The organism is Arthrobacter sp. TE26545 (assembly GCF_056279005.1).
This window is the reverse complement of sequence record NZ_JBWBQM010000001.1, coordinates 2446626-2462675: the sequence shown is the minus strand read 5'-3', so window position 1 is coordinate 2462675 and position 16050 is coordinate 2446626. Positions and strand designations below refer to the sequence as shown.

Sequence of the window (16050 nt, the reverse complement as noted above, 5' to 3'; positions counted from 1 at the left end):
GAGGCGAGCCCCGCGACCGACCGCCGGGTAACAAAACCGTTACCCTTAAAGCTCAACGACCGCTGATGATTGGTATTCCTGTGCGATTGAAGACTGCAGCCTCCCTGGCGCTGCTGGGCCTGCTGATACTGCTGGCCGGCATCGGCCAGTTGACCTTCTGGGCTCCTGCCGACACCGTGACCGCGTCTGCTCCCGGCGATACGAAAGCCGCCCCGTTGACTGTGATCGGGCAAGGCCTCCTGGACCACCAGGGCGGACCAAGCCGGATCACGATCAAGGGCGAAGGCAACTTCGTGCTGGCCGTGGGCCGCCCCGACGACGTCGACGCCTGGGTGGGCAAGACCGCCCACAACACGGTCAGCGGGGTCTCGGAGGACGGCAAGTCGCTTCAGGTCGCCAGCACCGAGGGCGAAGCAACTGCACCGGCCCCGGCCGGGTCCGACCTCTGGGTCGAAACCGAAAGCGCCAGCGGACAGCTTGAATATACGTGGAGCCCGCCGGCCGACGGCGAATGGTCCCTCCTGCTCGCCAGCGACGGCACCAAGCCCGCGCCGGCATCGATTTCCGTGACGTACCCGAATGACACCGCCATGCCGTGGGCTGTCCCGCTTATCATCTTCGGCTCCGTCATCATCGCGGCAGGCGCCGCAATGCCCCTGCTCAGCAGGTTCCTGGGTGCACGAAACGGCGGAAACGGCGGTTCCGGCGGCGGTTCCGGGAGCAAGGCGCCGGCGGAAGCCGGCCGGGAAGCTGCGGGCCCCGCCCCGCTGAAGGGCGAAGCTCCGCAGGAGAAGGGCGGCACCACCGCCCTGCGGGTCCTGCTTGCGGGCGCCCTTTCCGCCGCACTCGCAGGGGCACCGCTTGTAGCGGCCCAAGCTGCAGAATCCCCCTCGCCGTCGGCGTCGCAGGGCGCTTCCGCGGCCGCCGACGTGCCCGTCCTGGTCGACGCCCAGCTCAAGCGCATCCTGGAACAGGTTGCCAACGCCGTTTCGGCCGGTGACGCAGCCCGCGACGCCGCGAAGCTGAAGACCCGGCTCGGCGGCACCGAACTGCTGGTGCGCTCGCAGAACTACAAGATCCGCGCCAAGATCTCGGCCTACCGGGCGCCCATGCCGGTGCGCGCCAGCAAACTGCTGGGCAGCGTCGTAACCACCCAGCGCAGCTGGCCCCGCACGGTTGTCGCCGTGACCCAGGGTGACGGCAACGTCGTGCCGCAGGTGCTGACTCTGAGCCAGTCTGCTCCGCGGGAGAACTACAAGCTCCTGGCCACGGCCCCTATGCAGCCTGGCTCCTCTTTCCCCGCGATCCCGCTGGGCGGCACCAAGCAGTCTGCGGCCGACGACAAGACCGGGCTGCTCTACAGCGGAACCGAAGCCATGGCGGCACTGGCTGACCGGCTCTCCAAGACGGAGTCCGCGTTCAAGACCAAGCTGGTTGAAGGCACGGGTTCGCCGTATATCTCCGACACCCTTGAGTACCAGAAGGAGTCCGTCAAGGCGGGCAGCAACGGGGTCTTCAAGTTCACGCACACCCCGGTGCCCGCTGAGACCAAGGTCTTCCGCACCTCCGACGGCGGCGCCCTCGTTGTGGGCCGGCTCGACTTCGTTTACGCGACCACTCCCAAGACCAAAGGCGACACGCTGATCGCCGACAAGGCCGCGGCCGTGCTGGCAGGCAAGGAGTCGAGCTCGGTGGGCACCTCCCAGACGTTCGCCGAATCGGTAGCCATCTACGTTCCGCCGACCGGATCCAGCGAGCCGATGAAGCTCGTGGCCGCCTTCCGCTGGCTTACCAGCGCCAGCGTCAAGTAGGCGAAGCGGCGGCCGGTGAAACGGATAGAGTGGACTCTATGAGTTCGCCAGGATCACGACCCGTTTCCCCGGCCGCCGCCAGCCAGCTCAACCTCCGCGGCGCCGTCGACCTCTCCGCGCTCCGGCGTCCGGCGGCACCGCCGCCCGCGCCGCCGGGCCAGGGCAACGGCGCGGCCGCACCAGCCCGCGGCACCCAGGACGGAAATCCGGATTCGGGGCCGGAGGGTGCCGTGCGTCCGCTCCGCGTGGATGCCAACGAAGCGAACTTCCAGGACCTGGTGGAGCTTTCGGCACGGATCCCGGTGCTTTTCCTGCTCTGGGCCCGCTACTCGCCGGAGTCCAGCACGCTGCTGCAGACCCTGGAAGACGTCGTCGACAGCTATGACGGCCGGATCGTCCTCGCAGCGGCGGACATCGATGCCTTCCCCCAACTGGCGGATGCCTTCCGGATCGAAGCCGTCCCCACCGCTGTTGCCGTCCTGAAGGGCCGGCCTTTGCCGCTGTTCCAAGGGCCCGCGGCGGAGCACGAAATCCGTGCACTGCTGGACGAACTGCTGAAGGTCGCGGCCGAGAACGGCGTGACCGGCAGTGTCCGCGGGGAGTCCGCGGCGCCGCAGGAAGCACCGGTGCCGCCCCTGCACCAGGCAGCCTTCGACGCAATCGAGGCCGGCGACTATGCCGCGGCCGCCCAGGCATACCGGCAGGCCCTTGCCGAACAGCCGGCGGACCGTGAGGCGAAGGCCGGGCTCGCCCAGGTGGAACTGATGCAGCGGCTGGAAGCGATTTCCGCACCGCAGGCGGACGCCCTGCGCCAGCAGGCCGCGCAGGAACCGGATAATCTCGAGGCCCAGCTCGCCATTGCCGATCTCGATGTCTCAGGTGGACACATCGACGACGGATTCAACCGCATTATCTCGTTCATCGGCCGCAACTTCGGCGCCGAGCGCGAAACCGCACGCGTGCGGCTGCTGGAACTCTTCGACGTCGTCGGCATTGCGGACGAAAGGGTGGCCAAGGCGCGGCAGGGCCTCGCCCGCGTGCTGTTCTGACAGAGGGCTGTTCCGACGACGGCGGTCGCCTCGTCCGTTCGGATGAGCTTCGCGGCCTGGAGGCCACCGGAGTTCGTCCTGGCGGATGACCCCGCCGGAAAACGGCGGGGGCTACGCTGGCAGAATGAGCGCCCCGAGTTCCGGTTACCCTGTCCCAGACCCGTCCCCTGCACCTCCCGTCCCGGCCCTGGCACTGCGCGGACTGGCCAAACGCTTCGGAGACAAGATCGCCGTCAACGGCATCAGCCTCGACGTCCCAGCCGGTTCCTTCTACGGCGTCGTCGGCCCGAACGGGGCCGGAAAGACCACCACGCTATCCATGGCCACGGGACTGCTGCGGCCGGACTATGGAACGGCCTTCATCCACGGCGTGGACGTCTGGGCGCGGCCGCTCGAGGCCAAGAAGCTCATGGGCATCCTGCCCGACGGCGTGCGCCTGTTCGACCGCCTGAGCGGGGAGCAGCTGGTCAGCTACGCGGGATTGCTGCGGGGAATGGACCGCGCGGTGGTGCAAGCCAGGGTCCAGGAACTGCTCGCCGCGCTCGACCTGGGCAAGGATGCCGGAACCCTGGTGGTGGACTATTCGGCCGGCATGCGCAAGAAGATCGCGCTGGCCTCCGCCCTGATCCACGCGCCCCGGCTGCTGGTCCTCGACGAACCGTTTGAATCCGTGGACCCGGTGTCCGCCTCGAATATCCGCGGCATCCTCGAACAGTATGTCGCCTCGGGCGGAACCGTGATCGTTTCCAGCCACGTCATGGACCTGGTCCAGCGCATGTGCGACCACGTGGCGGTGGTGGCCGCCGGCCGGGTGCTGGCGGCCGGGACGGTCGAGGAGGTGCGCGCCGGGGCCTCGCTGGAGGACCGGTTTGTTGCACTGGTGGGCGGCGGCACGCGTGCGGAGGGGCTCGAGTGGTTGCGCACCTTCTGAGCCTGAAATGGCGGCTCCTGCTCAACGGCTTCCGCCGCAGCCCGCTGCAGATCGTCGGGATGGCCGTCGGCGCTCTCTATGCGGCGGGCATCGCGCTGGCCTGCGCGTCCGGCCTGGTGGCACTGCGCTGGGCCGATCCGCAGACGGCGCAGACCGCCGTTGTGCTGGGCGGCGCCCTGGTGATCACCGGCTGGGCGGTGGTGCCGCTCGTGGCCTCGGCCGCGGACCTCACGCTGGATCCCAGCCGCTTCACCACGTCCGCGATTCCCATGCGGGAGCTGCTCCCGGGCCTTGCCTTGGCCGGACTGCTTGGCCTGCCTGGCATCGCCACTCTGCTCGCTTCGCTGGCCACCGTGGTGACCTGGTCCCGCAGTTTCGTGGCAGCCGCCGGGGCCCTCGTCGGAGCTTTGCTTGGCGTGCTGAGCTGTGTGGTGGCGTCCAAGCTGGTGACGACGGCGGTGGCCAGCCTCCTTGCCTCGCGCCGCTTCAAGGACATCAGCAGCATCGTTTTCATTGTTCCGCTGATGCTGGCCGGGCCGATGGTGACGGCGGTGGTCCAGGGTGTCCGGGACAGCAGGGACTACCTGCCGGGGCTGGCCGAGGCGATTTCCTGGACACCGCTGGGTGCTGCCTGGGCGATTGGCGGGGAGCTCGACGCCGGCAACGCGGCGGGTGCGGCCATGAAGGTTCTCATCGCCCTGGCATCCCTGGCCGCGCTCGGCGGCGCCTGGTACCTGCTCCTGAAACGGGCCATGGTCACCCCGCCCTACACAGGTGGCGGCAGCAGGAAGGCCGGCAAGGCCGGTTTGTTCGGCACCTTTCCTGCAACTCCGGCCGGCGCAGTGGCGGCCCGCTCGCTGAGCTACTGGATGCGCGACCCGCGCTATGCCGGTTCGCTGGTGGTGGTTCCGTTGCTGCCGGTGCTGTTCTACTTCGGCAGTGCCCAGAGCGGGAACCAGGAGCTGTTGATCGCGGTGGCTCCGCTGACGGCGTTCCTGCTGGCCTGGTCCATCTCGGCCGACGTCTCCTACGACAACACCGCTTTCGCGCTGCACCTGGCCACCGGGGTCCGTGGCCGGGACGACCGGCTCGGCCGGGCCCTCGCCTGCCTGTCCTTCGCCCTGCCGCTGGTGCTGCTGTTCGCCGTCGGGTCCATCGCGGTGACCGGGCGCTGGGAGTGGCTGCCCAACATCCTCGGCTGCTCGCTGGGTGCCCTCTTCACCGGCCTTGGCTTGGCTTCGGTGGTCTCGGCCCGGTGGACCAGCGCGGTTCCCGCTCCCGGAGAGAGCCCCTTCAAGAAGCCGCCCGGCAACACTGCACAAACGTTGCTGGTGCAGTTCGCGGGAATGGGAGTCATGGCCGTCCTGCTGCTCCCTGAGATCGCGATGGTGGTGGCGCAGGCGGCAACCGGCAGCGCGGTGTTCGGCTGGATCGGCGTGGGGGCCGGGCCGGTGCTCGGCTTGGCCTTCTTCACGGCCGGGATCAGGCTCGGCGGCCGCTGGCTGGACCGCCGCGGACCGGAAATGTTCGCCCAGCTCTCAAACAACCGCTGAAAGCGGGCTCCGCATGGCATAGCCTCGTGGAAGACCCCGTTTCCGGGAGCGCCAGCGTAGAAAGGCCGTGAACAATGGAAGTCGTCATCCTGCCGGGCAGCAGGCAGATCGGCAGGCTTGCGGCCGACGCCATTGAGGCGCTCTTGCGGCAGAAGCCCGATGCGGTCCTGGGCCTGGCCACCGGATCCTCGCCCCTGCCGGTCTACGATGAGCTGTCCCGGCGGCACCTCGAGGAAGGCCTGGACTTCAGCCGCGCCCACGCCTTCGCCCTGGACGAGTACGTGGGGCTTGAGCCCGGCCATCCCGAGTCCTACCGGGAGGTCATCCGCCGGGAATTCACGGACCGGGTGAATATCGATCCCGCCAATGTCCACAGCCCGGACGGGACGGCGGAGGACCTCCAAGCGGCCTGCCAGGAGTACGAGGACGCCATCCGGGAACGCGGCGGGGTGGACCTGCAGATCCTTGGGGTCGGAACGGACGGGCACATCGGCTTCAACGAACCGGGCTCCTCGCTGGTGTCCCGGACCCGGATCAAGACCCTCATCGAGCAGACCCGGAAGGACAATGCGCGCTTCTTCCGAAGCATCGACGACGTCCCGCACCACGTGGTGACCCAGGGCCTGGGCACCATCCTGGACGCCCGGCACGTGATCCTGATCGCCACGGGAGCCCAGAAGGCCCAGGCGGTGCGTGACTTCGTGGAAGGCCCTGTGGCCGCGATCTGTGCGGCGTCGGTGCTGCAGCTGCATCCGCACGCAACCATCCTGATCGACGAAGCAGCGGCCTCCTCCCTCAGGCTGGCGGACTACTACCGGCACGCCTTCGAGAACAAGCCGAAGTGGCAGGGACTCTAGCGGCTAAGATGGATGGCATGACGACCCTGCCTCCGGACCCATTCGAGAACGATCCAATGCGCGAACTTTCCGGAGCCGGCACTTCCACGGCCACCATTGAGCGTGAGGAAACGCGCCAGGAAGTGGAACCCGGCGACCGGGAGCGCTTCTCCCACTACGTCCGCAAGGAAAAGATCATGGAGTCGGCACTGACCGGCGAGCCCGTGATCGCCTTGTGCGGAAAGGTCTGGACTCCCGGCCGCGATCCGCAGAAGTTCCCCGTCTGCCCCGAGTGCAAGAAGATCTACGAGGGCCTGCGCCCCGGCGACGACGGCGACTCCCGCTAGCGGGATCCGTCGCCTCTCCTGACGCTTCCCAGGGCCGGCGCCACCGTGCACCGGCCCCTTTCCTTTGCCGGGTAACCGGGGCCGCCTGATCCGGCGAGCCCCGTGGCGATCCGGCACGTCCCGGATCAGACCCGGAACAGATTGGTGTTTTTGTGCTTAGCTGGCATGTGCTGAACAAGGCCGAATCCAACACGGCCGAACCGAACGGAACAACTACCGCCGCCTCCCGGCCCGCCCTGACCGCGAAAGGTCATCCGGCCGTGCAGGGGGCAGGCGCATGACGGAGACGCTCTTCGGCGGCCTATCCCTTCCTCCGGCCTATCCGGAGCGCGCCGCCTGGGGCACGGCCCCCAAGCTGCGCGCCTGGCAGCAGGAAGCCCTGGACCTGTACTTGCGGAACAGCCCGCGCGACTTCCTTGCGGTAGCCACCCCCGGTGCAGGCAAGACGACCTTCGCCCTCCGCATCGCCTCGATGCTGATCGACAGCGGCGCCGTCAACCGCGTAACGATCGTTGCCCCAACGGACCACCTCAAGCGGCAGTGGGCGGATGCCGCCGCCCGCGTGGGCATCGCGATCGACCCCAACTTCAAGAATTCCGACGGCCAGCACGGCCGCGGCTTCATCGGCGTCGCCGTGACCTATGCGCAGGTGGCCAGCAAACCCATGCTGCACCGGGCGAAGACCGAAGCCGCGCGGACCCTGGTGATCCTCGATGAGATCCACCACGGTGGCGAGGCCCTCTCCTGGGGTGACGGGCTGCGCGAAGCCTTCGATCCTGCCACGCGCCGACTCGCGCTCACCGGTACGCCTTTCCGTTCCGACACCTCGCCGATCCCGTTCGTCGAATACGCCGAGGACAGGGACGGCATCCGCCGCTCAAAAGCCGATTACACCTACGGTTACGGCAATGCGCTGCGTGACCACGTGGTCCGCCCGGTCCTGTTCATGGCCTATTCCGGACAGATGCGCTGGCGGACCAGCGCCGGCGATGAAATGGCGGCTTCCCTCGGCGAGGCCGCGGTGACCAAGGACATTACCTCCCAGGCCTGGCGGACCGCCCTGAACCCGGCCGGTGAATGGATTCCCGCAGTGCTTGCAGCCGCGGACAAGCGCTTGAGCGAGGTGCGCCGCACGGTGCCCGACGCCGGCGGGCTGGTCATCGCCACCGACCACGAAGACGCCCGCGCCTATGCCGGCCAGCTGAAGAAGATTACGGGGCAGTCGCCCACGGTGATCCTTTCCGACGACTCGAAGGCCTCCAGCAAGATCGAGGAATTCTCCGAAGGCGACAAACGGTGGATGGTCGCGGTCCGCATGGTGTCTGAAGGCGTGGACGTGCCGCGCCTTTCGGTAGGCGTCTACGCGACGTCGACGTCCACGCCGCTGTTCTTCGCCCAGGCCGTGGGCCGCTTCGTGCGTGCCCGCAAGCGGGGCGAGACGGCGTCGGTGTTCCTGCCCTCGGTGCCGCCCCTGATGGCGCTGGCGAACTCGATGGAAGCCGAGCGCGACCACGCCTTGGACCGCCCGGAGAAGGAGGACCCGGACGGCCTGTTCAACCCCGAAGAGTCCCTGATGGCCGAGGCCAACCGCGAGGAGAAGGCCTCCGACACCCTCGAAAAGGGCAAGTTCGAGGCGCTGGATTCCCAGGCTTCCTTTGACCGGGTGCTTTTCGACGGCGGCGAGTTCGGGACCGGGGCGGACATCGGTTCCGAAGACGAACTGGACTTCCTGGGGATCCCCGGATTGCTCGACGCCGAACAGGTCGGCACGCTGCTGCGCCAGCGCCAGCACGACCAGCAGTCGCGGAAGAAGCGGCAGTCCCCGCTGGCTGCCGCCGCCACGGGAACGGTTCCGGACCACCGCATGCTGATGGACCTGCGCAACGAGCTGGCCAAGAACGTCGCGGCCTGGTCCGCGCGCACCGGCACGCCGCATGGAGTGGTTCATAACAAGCTGCGCGAGGTGTGTGGCGGCCCCGCGGTGGCCCAGGCCAACGAAGCCCAGCTGCAGGCCCGTTTGCGCAAGCTGCAGGACTGGTTCATCGGGCGGAAATAGCGCCGCCTATCCCGGAGTCCGGGGCCAGGGGAGCCCCGGGGCTATTGTTCTTCGAGCTCGACGCCGTTTTCCTCGAGTTCGGCGTAGGTGCTGCTGAGGTCCTCGGCGATCCCGGCAGTAAGTCCGCCGATCACCGTCACGGCGTAGCCGGCCTGGACGGCGTCGAGCGCGGTGGCCTTGACGCAGTAGTCGGTGGCGATGCCCACCACCACGAGCTCCTCGACGTCATGGCTTTGCAGCCAGTCGTCCAGGCCGATCGCGTCCTCCGGATCGCTGTCCGCCGGCTCCGTGGACGGCGCGCCGCCGGCGAGCCGTTCCCCCATGGGGACTTCGTCCTCCGGGGCGAGGACGCCCTCGAAGCCGGAATAGGCGGCGGCGTACTGGCCCTTCCGGAAATAGGCCTGGACGTACTCGCTGTCCAGGTCCGGGTGCAGCTCGGCGCCCTTGCTTCCCGCCCGGCAATGCGGCGGCCAGCTGTCCACCATGTCCGGATCATCTGAAAAGTGGCTGCCCGGCTCGATGTGCCAGTCCTGGGTGGCCACGATGTGGTCGAAATGCTGGTGCCGGGCGTCAAGGTAGTCGCTGATGGCCCCGGCCACCGCGGCTCCGCCCGTCACCGCAAGGGACCCGCCTTCGCAGAAATCGTTCTGGACATCGACGATGATCAGGGCCCGTGCCATGTCAGTCCTCCTCGTAGACCGTGGGAATCGCAGGCTCGCCGCGCTGTAGGCGGCGGACAACGGAAGGAAGCTCGGCCATGGCGGCGTCGTGCCGCTCCCGGGCCCGGACGACGCCCTCGTGGCCGGTCCAGCCGGGGAGGAGCTCCCCGTTCTTGATGAACTGCTGCAGCAGCTGGCGGTCGTTGCCGTCGTCCTCCGGCGGATGCCCGATCCCCACCAGTTCCCGGGTGGCGATGCCGTGGTCGTCGAGCTTGCGGAGCGCATACTTGCGGCCCCCCACGCTGGCCTTGTTCTTGGCTGCCTTCGCCACGGGGACGAACTCCCCGGCGTCGTTGCTGCGGCTGACCAGTTTGTAGACCATGCTCGCGGTCGGCGCCCCGGAACCTGTGACCAGTGACGTTCCGACGCCGTAGGCATCCACCGGGGCGGACTGCAGCGCGGCAATGGCGTACTCGTCCAAGTCGGAAGTGACCACGATGCGCGTGCTGGTGTTGCCCAGGCTGTCCAGCAGCTCGCGGACCCATTGTGCCTGGGTGACGAGGTCGCCGGAGTCCAGGCGCACGGCACCGAGCTTGTCGCCGGCGAGTTCGACGGCGGTCCGCACCGCGTTCTCGACGTCGTAGGTGTCGACCAGGAGCGTTGTTTCCGGGCCGAAGGCCTCGATCTGCGCGGCGAAGGCGTCGCGCTCGCTGTCATGCAGCAAGGTGAAGGAATGGGCCGCGGTGCCCACGGTCTTGAGGCCGAAGCGGCGGCCGGCTTCGAGGTTGGAGGTGCTTGCGAAGCCGCCGATCACGGCGGCGCGGGCTGCCGCCGTCGCCGATTCCTCCTGGGTGCGACGGGAACCCATCTCGATGCACGGACGGCCGCCGGCCGCGCTGGTCATGCGGGAAGCCGCAGAGGCGATCGCGGTGTCATGGTTCAGCACGGAGAGGATGTACGTCTCCAGGATGCACGCTTCGGCGAACGTCGATTCGACGATCAGCACGGGGGAGTTGGGGAAGTAGGCCTCGCCCTCGGGATAGCCCCATACGTCGCCGCTGAAACGGTAGTTGGCCAGGAAATCGAGGGTCTCGCGGTTGACCACCTTGTTCCGTTCGAGGAACTCCAATTCGTCCTCGCCGAAGCGGAAATTCAGGATGCCTTCAAGCAGTCGCCCCGTACCGGCCACGATGCCATAGCGACGCCCGTCCGGCAGGCGCCGGGCGAAAGCCTCAAAGACCGAACGGCGGTGCGCGGCGCCCGAATGAAGGGCTGCCTGGAGCATCGTCAGTTCGTAGTGATCGGTGAAAAGCGCGGTGCAGGGGTGGTCCCAGGCAGTGGATCTACTCACGGATTCACTCTAGTCCCCACCGGCTCCCACGTCTCGCTGCGCTCAACGCGGGGCCCTCGCCGGTGTGGGCCCACCCACCGGCTCCCACGTCCCGCTGCGCTCAACGCGGGGCCCTCGCCGGTGTGGGCCCACCCACCGGCTCCCACGTCTCGCTGCGCTCAACGCGGGGCCCTCGCCGGTGTGGGCCCACCCACAGGCTCCCACGTCTCGCTGCGTCCCCACCGGCACTCGGCCCGTGCGTGTCTGCCCATCGCCATAGAATGGACAGATGACCACACCCGTTGCCACAGGCGTTGCCAGAGGCACATACGCAGCCGTCGACGTCGAGGAACGGACGGACACCTCGGAGCAAGGCTCCACCGCCCTCCTCAGCGCGCCGGACAACCCCTGGAACCTGGTGGTCTGGAACGATCCTGTCAACCTGATGAGCTACGTCAGTTTCGTGTTCCAGAGCTACTTCGGCTACTCCGAGGCCAAGGCCAACAAGCTCATGCTCGAAGTGCACCGGAAGGGCCGCTCGATCGTGGCACACGGAGCGAAGGAACAGGTGGAACAGCACGCCGTCGCCATGCACGGCTACGGGCTGTGGGCAACCGTTGAGAAGGCCAGCAGCGCAGGAACCGGCAAGGGGGGCGCACGTGGCTAAGGCCTTCAAATACGGACTCAAGGGCATCACGGGACACCTGGAACCGGCCGAGCGCGAGCTTTTGCGCGGACTGATCGACGACGTCGTTTCGATGCTCGAGCCCCGGGAAGCCGCGGACCAGGACCCGCTCGCTGCCCTGGTGGGCCTTGACCTGGACGTACAAGCGCCCACCGACCGGGCCCTCTTGCGCCTGCTGCCCAACGTCATGAAGGACGACGACGCCGGCTCCCTGGAGTTCCGCCAGCTCACCGAGCGCTCGCTGCGGGAGAGCAAGATCGGCGCCCTGCGCGCCGCGGCGATGGGCCTGGACCGCAAGGAACTCACCCTCACCCAGGACGAGGCCCGGCTCTGGTCGATGGCGCTGAACGACATCCGGCTGGTGCTCGCCGAACGGCTGGACATCCGGGACGAAGCGGATGCCGACCATGTCCACGCCATGCAGGACTGGTCACAGGCCGAGGACGTTGAAAGCTACCTGGCCCTCGTCTACAACTTCACCACCTGGCTGCAGGAGTCCTTGGTGCAGTCGATGATGGCCTCGATGGACCGCCGCACCTAAGTGCCTGCGCGGGGGCGTGTCAAGGGGCCTTCCTGTGATGAAGCAGACATGAGGCGCTGATCGCAACGCATGGCTGCACTTGGCGGCTGTGCTTTATTCTCGAAGAATTATGAATTCAGCATCGGGCACGGCAAACGCTCCGGCAGGGGATCCCCAGCAGCGCACCGCGGGCGACGACGCGCTGGCATCGCGTCCCATCGGCGTTTTCGACTCCGGGGTAGGCGGCCTCACCGTGGCCCGGTCCATCATCGACCAGCTGCCCAACGAATCCATCCTCTACGTCGGGGACACCGCCAACGGTCCCTACGGACCCCTCCCGATCGCCGAGGTGCGGGCCAATGCGCTGGGCGTCATGGACGAACTCGTGGACTCCGGCGTCAAGCTGCTCACCATCGCCTGCAACTCGGCGTCGGCGGCCGTGCTCCGTGACGCGCGCGAACGCTACACGGCCCGCTACGGCATCCCTGTTATCGAAGTCATCCAGCCAGCCGTCCGCCGCGCGGTCGCCGCCACCCGGAACGGCAGGGTCGGCGTCATTGGAACCTCTGCCACAGTGGGCTCCCGGGCCTACGAGGACACTTTCGCCGCGGCCCCGGACCTGGCCATCACCTCCGTTGCCTGCCCTGAGTTCGTCAGCTTCGTCGAGGCTGGCATCACCACAGGCCCGGAACTTCTTGCCGCCGCCGGGAGCTACCTGGAACCGCTCAAGCAGGCCGGCGTGGACACCGTAGTGCTGGGCTGTACCCATTACCCCCTGCTGACCGGCGTCATTTCCTACGTCATGGGCGAGGACGTCACGCTCGTTTCCAGCGCCGAAGAGACGGCCAAGGATGTCTACCGTGCCCTGGTCACCTACGGCATCCAGCGCAGCGGCGGGGAAGCACCGACCCACGACTTCATGGCCACAGGCGACGCCGCCCAGTTCGAGACCCTGGCCCGCCGCTTCCTAGGCCCGGAGGTGCTCTCCGTCCGCCACGTCGACCATGTCGCGGCCCAGTACCCCACCGGCAGCCTGGCCCGCATCACCCCGGAGATGCTGGAGGCTGCCCGCATTGGCGGCCACCGCCAGCGGACCTCCAACTTCGTGGATGCCCGCACCGGTGCAGAACCGGGAGGTTCCCGGTGAAACTGACCATTGTTGGCTGTACCGGCTCGTTTCCCGGCCCGGGCTCGCCGGCGTCGTGCTATCTGCTGACGGCGCACGACGGCGAGCGGCAATGGAAGATCGTCATGGACCTGGGCAGCGGGGCACTGGGCGCCATCCAGCGTTACACCGATCTCGAGGACATCGACGCGATCTTCCTGACCCACCTGCATCCGGACCACTGCATGGACCTGTGCGGCCTGCACGTTGCCGTGCGCTGGAAGCCGGGCGGCTGGGGCCGGGACCGCATCCCCGTCTGGGGCCCGGCGGCCACCGCCGACCGCATGGCCACCGCGTACGGGCTGGACCTGGACCCGGGCATGCATGAGGAATTCGATTTCACCAACTGGGCCGAGCGCAAGCCGGTGCAGATGGGACCATTCACCGTGACGCCGTTCGCCGTGAACCACCCCGTGGAAGAGGCGTACGCCCTGCGTGTGGAGGTGACCGAGCCCGGCAAGGACGGCGACCCTGTCACCCGGGTGCTGACCTACTCGGGGGACACCGACAGCTGCCAGGGCTTGGAGGACGCGGCCAGGGGAGCGGACCTGTTCCTCTGCGAGGCGGCCTTCGAGGAAGGCCGGGACGACGGCATCAAGGACGTGCACCTTACCGGGAAACGTGCCGGGCAGGCTGCCACGGCAGCCGGGGCGCGCCGTCTCCTGCTGACCCACATCCCGGTCTGGACTTCGCAGACCGAGGTGCTGGCGGAGGCGAAGCCCGAGTTCGACGGGGACGTTGCCATCGCCGTCGCGGGGGTGCATTACACCGTCTGAGGCGGCGGGTCCGAACGATAAGCTGGAGGCATGACTTCAGAAGCCACCACTGCCCCCGTTGTTCGTGCCGACGGACGCGCCCCCGACCAGCTGAGGCCCATCAGCATCACCCGCGGCTGGTCCAAGCAGGCCGAAGGTTCCGCGCTGATCGAGTTCGGCAACACCAGGGTCCTGTGCACGGCTTCGCTGACCGAGGGCGTGCCGCGCTGGCTCAAGGGCGAAGGCCGCGGTTGGGTGACGGCCGAATACGCCATGCTTCCGCGCGCCACCAACACCCGTTCCGACCGTGAATCCGTCAAGGGCAGGATCGGCGGACGCACCCACGAGATCTCCCGGCTGATCGGCCGCTCGCTGCGTTCCATCATCGACACCAAGGCCCTGGGCGAGAACACGATCGTGCTGGACTGCGACGTCCTGCAGGCCGACGGCGGCACCCGCACCGCAGCTATCACCGGCGCCTATGTTGCGCTTGCGGAGTCCATCCGTTTTGCCCGCGAGAACAAGATCATTCCGGCATCCTCCCAGCCGCTGACGGACACCATTGCCGCCGTGTCCGTGGGCATCATCGACGGCGTGCCGATGCTCGACCTGCCGTATGTGGAAGACGTCCGCGCTGAAACCGACATGAACGTAGTGGTCACCGGTTCCGGAAAGTTCGTGGAGGTACAGGGCACCGCCGAGGGCGCGCCCTTCGACCGCGATGAACTCAACGCCCTGCTGGACCTCGCCTTGCTCGGTACCTCCCAGCTGGCCGCCATCCAGCGCGAGACCCTGGCGGAGGCCCCGTGAGCGGTCAGCCCCGCCTGGTCCTCGCCACCCACAACCAGGGCAAGCTGCGGGAACTGCGCGAACTGCTCCGCGGCCAGGTCCCCGGGCTCGACGTCGACACCCAGGTGGTCGACGCGGGCGCGGCGGGTGCCCCGGACGTTGTCGAAGACGGCGTGACCTTCGCCGAGAACTCGCTGCTGAAAGCCCGGGCCGTCGCCGAAGCGACCGGACTGGTGGCCATCGCCGACGACTCCGGCTTGGCCGTGGACGTCCTGGGCGGTGCGCCCGGAATCTTCTCCGCGCGTTGGTCAGGACGGCACGGTGACGACACCGCGAACCTGCAGCTCCTGCTGGCCCAGCTCTCCGATGTGCCGGACAGCCACCGCGGCGCCGCGTTCATCTGCGCCGCAGCGCTCGCCGTGCCCGGGGACGACGGCAGCGCCCGCGAGGTGGTCGAATACGGCCAGCTTGAAGGCACCCTGCTGCGCGAACCGCGCGGTGAGGGCGGTTTCGGCTATGACCCCATCCTGCAGCCCAGCGGCATGGACCGCAGCTGCGCGGAACTGAGCTCCGAGGAAAAGAACGCCATCAGCCACCGGGGCCACGCGTTCCGGGCACTCCTTCCGGCCATCGTCGATGCTCTGAAGTAGGGCGAAGAGCAAAGCAATGGCACCCTGCGGGGCAGGGTGCCATTGCTTTTGCGGGTTTTCGTAGGGCGCTGCGCTCAGCGCTCGTGGCGGGGGCCGCCGTCGTGCTCGTCAATGAACTCTTCCACCGGATCCGTGCCGTCGGCCGCGGCCCTGCGCTTGGCCAGGAAGCCGCGGAGCACCTCAATGCCCACCGGGATGACGGAGATCAGGACGATCACGATGAAGATGATGTCGAGGTTGTCGCGGACCCACGGGACGCGGTCGCCCAGCAGGAAGCCGAGCAGCGTGACGCCGCCGCCCCACAGGAGCGCGCCGATCACGTTGAAGATGAAGAACTTGCGCTTATCCATCTGCGCCACCCCGACAATCACGGGAACGAAGGTGCGGATGATCGGGACGAAGCGGGCCAGGATCAGGGCCTTGCCGCCGTGCTTTTCGAAGAAGGCGTGCGCGCTTTCCACGTTCTCGCGCTTGAACAGCCTGGAATCGGGCTTGTTGAAGATCGCGGGGCCGGCCTTGGAACCGATGAGGTAGCCGGTCTGGTTGCCGATGATCGCGGAGACGATGATCAGTGCCGCGAGGGCCCAGATGTTGAACTTGATGGTGTCGGTGGCCACCAGAAGGCCTGCGGTGAAGAGCATGGAATCACCCGGCAGGAAGAAGCCCACCAGCAGGCCGGTTTCGGCGAACACGATGCCGCAGACAAGCAGCACGACCCACGGGGCCAGGGCAGGATCGGCCAGGAAAACCTGGGGGTTCAGCCAGTCGGGGAGGATCGAGGCCATGTGGGGCTGCACGGGGCCGGCGCCTCCCAAGGTGGATACGGCAAAGTCGCTTATCGCAGAAAGGGTCACCTTTCAAGGGTACGTGACCGGCGGGTGTCGGAGCCTTGGGGTGGGCCGGCCGGCCCGGAC

16 protein-coding genes are annotated in these 16050 nt (G+C 67.9%); 13 read left to right on the top strand and 3 right to left on the bottom strand.

Annotation, left to right across the window (positions count from 1 at the left end):
• The first annotated feature begins 80 nt into the window (after nucleotides 1-80).
• The 7 genes from ACZ9CK_RS11050 to ACZ9CK_RS11020 all read left to right on the top strand — a co-directional run bounded on the left by ACZ9CK_RS11050 (nucleotide 81) and on the right by ACZ9CK_RS11020 (nucleotide 8583).
• Nucleotides 81-1811 carry a DUF8094 domain-containing protein gene (locus tag ACZ9CK_RS11050; RefSeq protein ID WP_476049972.1) on the top strand — a complete coding sequence of 577 codons (1731 nt, stop codon included), beginning with the start codon at nucleotides 81-83 and terminating at the stop codon, nucleotides 1809-1811.
• 38 nt (nucleotides 1812-1849) lie between these two features.
• Nucleotides 1850-2860, top strand: coding sequence for a co-chaperone YbbN (locus ACZ9CK_RS11045; protein ID WP_426298406.1), 1011 nt, complete (start codon nucleotides 1850-1852; stop codon nucleotides 2858-2860).
• Between the two features lie 124 nt (nucleotides 2861-2984).
• Nucleotides 2985-3791 (top strand): ABC transporter ATP-binding protein, encoded by an 807-nt coding sequence (locus tag ACZ9CK_RS11040; protein ID WP_426298404.1) that lies wholly within the window; start codon nucleotides 2985-2987, stop codon nucleotides 3789-3791.
• Nucleotides 3773-5344: a transporter gene (locus ACZ9CK_RS11035; protein WP_476049971.1), complete on the top strand. Its 1572-nt coding sequence runs from the start codon at nucleotides 3773-3775 to the stop codon at nucleotides 5342-5344. The genes ACZ9CK_RS11040 and ACZ9CK_RS11035 overlap by 19 nt, the downstream gene beginning before the upstream one ends.
• 74 nt (nucleotides 5345-5418) lie before the next feature.
• Nucleotides 5419-6201: a glucosamine-6-phosphate deaminase gene (gene nagB, locus ACZ9CK_RS11030; RefSeq protein WP_476049970.1), complete on the top strand. Its 783-nt coding sequence runs from the start codon at nucleotides 5419-5421 to the stop codon at nucleotides 6199-6201.
• Between the two features lie 8 nt (nucleotides 6202-6209).
• Nucleotides 6210-6527, top strand: a complete 318-nt coding sequence (locus tag ACZ9CK_RS11025) for a DUF3039 domain-containing protein (RefSeq protein WP_115789333.1) — start codon at nucleotides 6210-6212, stop codon at nucleotides 6525-6527.
• A 277-nt stretch (nucleotides 6528-6804) separates the two neighbouring features.
• A complete protein-coding gene (locus ACZ9CK_RS11020) occupies nucleotides 6805-8583 on the top strand; it encodes a DEAD/DEAH box helicase (protein ID WP_476049969.1) in 1779 nt (592 codons plus the stop codon).
• A 41-nt stretch (nucleotides 8584-8624) separates the two neighbouring features.
• Here ACZ9CK_RS11020 and ACZ9CK_RS11015 read toward each other — a convergent pair whose 3' ends face one another.
• Nucleotides 8625-9263, bottom strand: coding sequence for an isochorismatase family protein (locus ACZ9CK_RS11015; protein ID WP_426298395.1), 639 nt, complete (start codon nucleotides 9261-9263; stop codon nucleotides 8625-8627).
• 1 nt (nucleotide 9264) lies between these two features.
• Nucleotides 9265-10593: a nicotinate phosphoribosyltransferase gene (locus ACZ9CK_RS11010; RefSeq protein ID WP_426298393.1), complete on the bottom strand. Its 1329-nt coding sequence runs from the start codon at nucleotides 10591-10593 to the stop codon at nucleotides 9265-9267.
• Between the two features lie 268 nt (nucleotides 10594-10861).
• On the opposite strand from ACZ9CK_RS11010, the gene clpS reads away from it, so the two are divergent.
• The 6 genes from clpS to rdgB all read left to right on the top strand — a co-directional run bounded on the left by clpS (nucleotide 10862) and on the right by rdgB (nucleotide 15136).
• Nucleotides 10862-11239: an ATP-dependent Clp protease adapter ClpS gene (gene clpS / locus ACZ9CK_RS11005; protein WP_426298391.1), complete on the top strand. Its 378-nt coding sequence runs from the start codon at nucleotides 10862-10864 to the stop codon at nucleotides 11237-11239.
• Nucleotides 11232-11798 (top strand): DUF2017 domain-containing protein, encoded by a 567-nt coding sequence (locus ACZ9CK_RS11000; RefSeq protein ID WP_426298389.1) that lies wholly within the window; start codon nucleotides 11232-11234, stop codon nucleotides 11796-11798. The genes clpS and ACZ9CK_RS11000 overlap by 8 nt, the downstream gene beginning before the upstream one ends.
• Nucleotides 11799-11907: 109 nt before the next feature.
• The gene (gene murI / locus ACZ9CK_RS10995) at nucleotides 11908-12924 is read left to right on the top strand and encodes a glutamate racemase (protein ID WP_426298387.1); all 1017 of its coding nucleotides are present in this window, start codon (nucleotides 11908-11910) and stop codon (nucleotides 12922-12924) included.
• Entirely contained in the window at nucleotides 12921-13718 is a 798-nt protein-coding gene (locus ACZ9CK_RS10990; RefSeq protein ID WP_426298385.1) for an MBL fold metallo-hydrolase, read from the top strand. The genes murI and ACZ9CK_RS10990 overlap by 4 nt, the downstream gene beginning before the upstream one ends.
• A gap of 30 nt (nucleotides 13719-13748) precedes the next feature.
• Nucleotides 13749-14507, top strand: coding sequence for a ribonuclease PH (gene rph, locus ACZ9CK_RS10985; protein WP_426298383.1), 759 nt, complete (start codon nucleotides 13749-13751; stop codon nucleotides 14505-14507).
• Entirely contained in the window at nucleotides 14504-15136 is a 633-nt protein-coding gene (gene rdgB, locus ACZ9CK_RS10980) for an RdgB/HAM1 family non-canonical purine NTP pyrophosphatase (RefSeq protein WP_426298381.1), read from the top strand. Before rph ends, rdgB begins: the two co-directional genes overlap by 4 nt.
• Before the next feature lie 74 nt (nucleotides 15137-15210).
• On the opposite strand, the gene ACZ9CK_RS10975 is transcribed toward rdgB, so the two are convergent.
• Entirely contained in the window at nucleotides 15211-15975 is a 765-nt protein-coding gene (locus ACZ9CK_RS10975) for a DedA family protein (protein WP_426303466.1), read from the bottom strand.
• Between the last annotated feature and the right edge of the window lie 75 nt (nucleotides 15976-16050).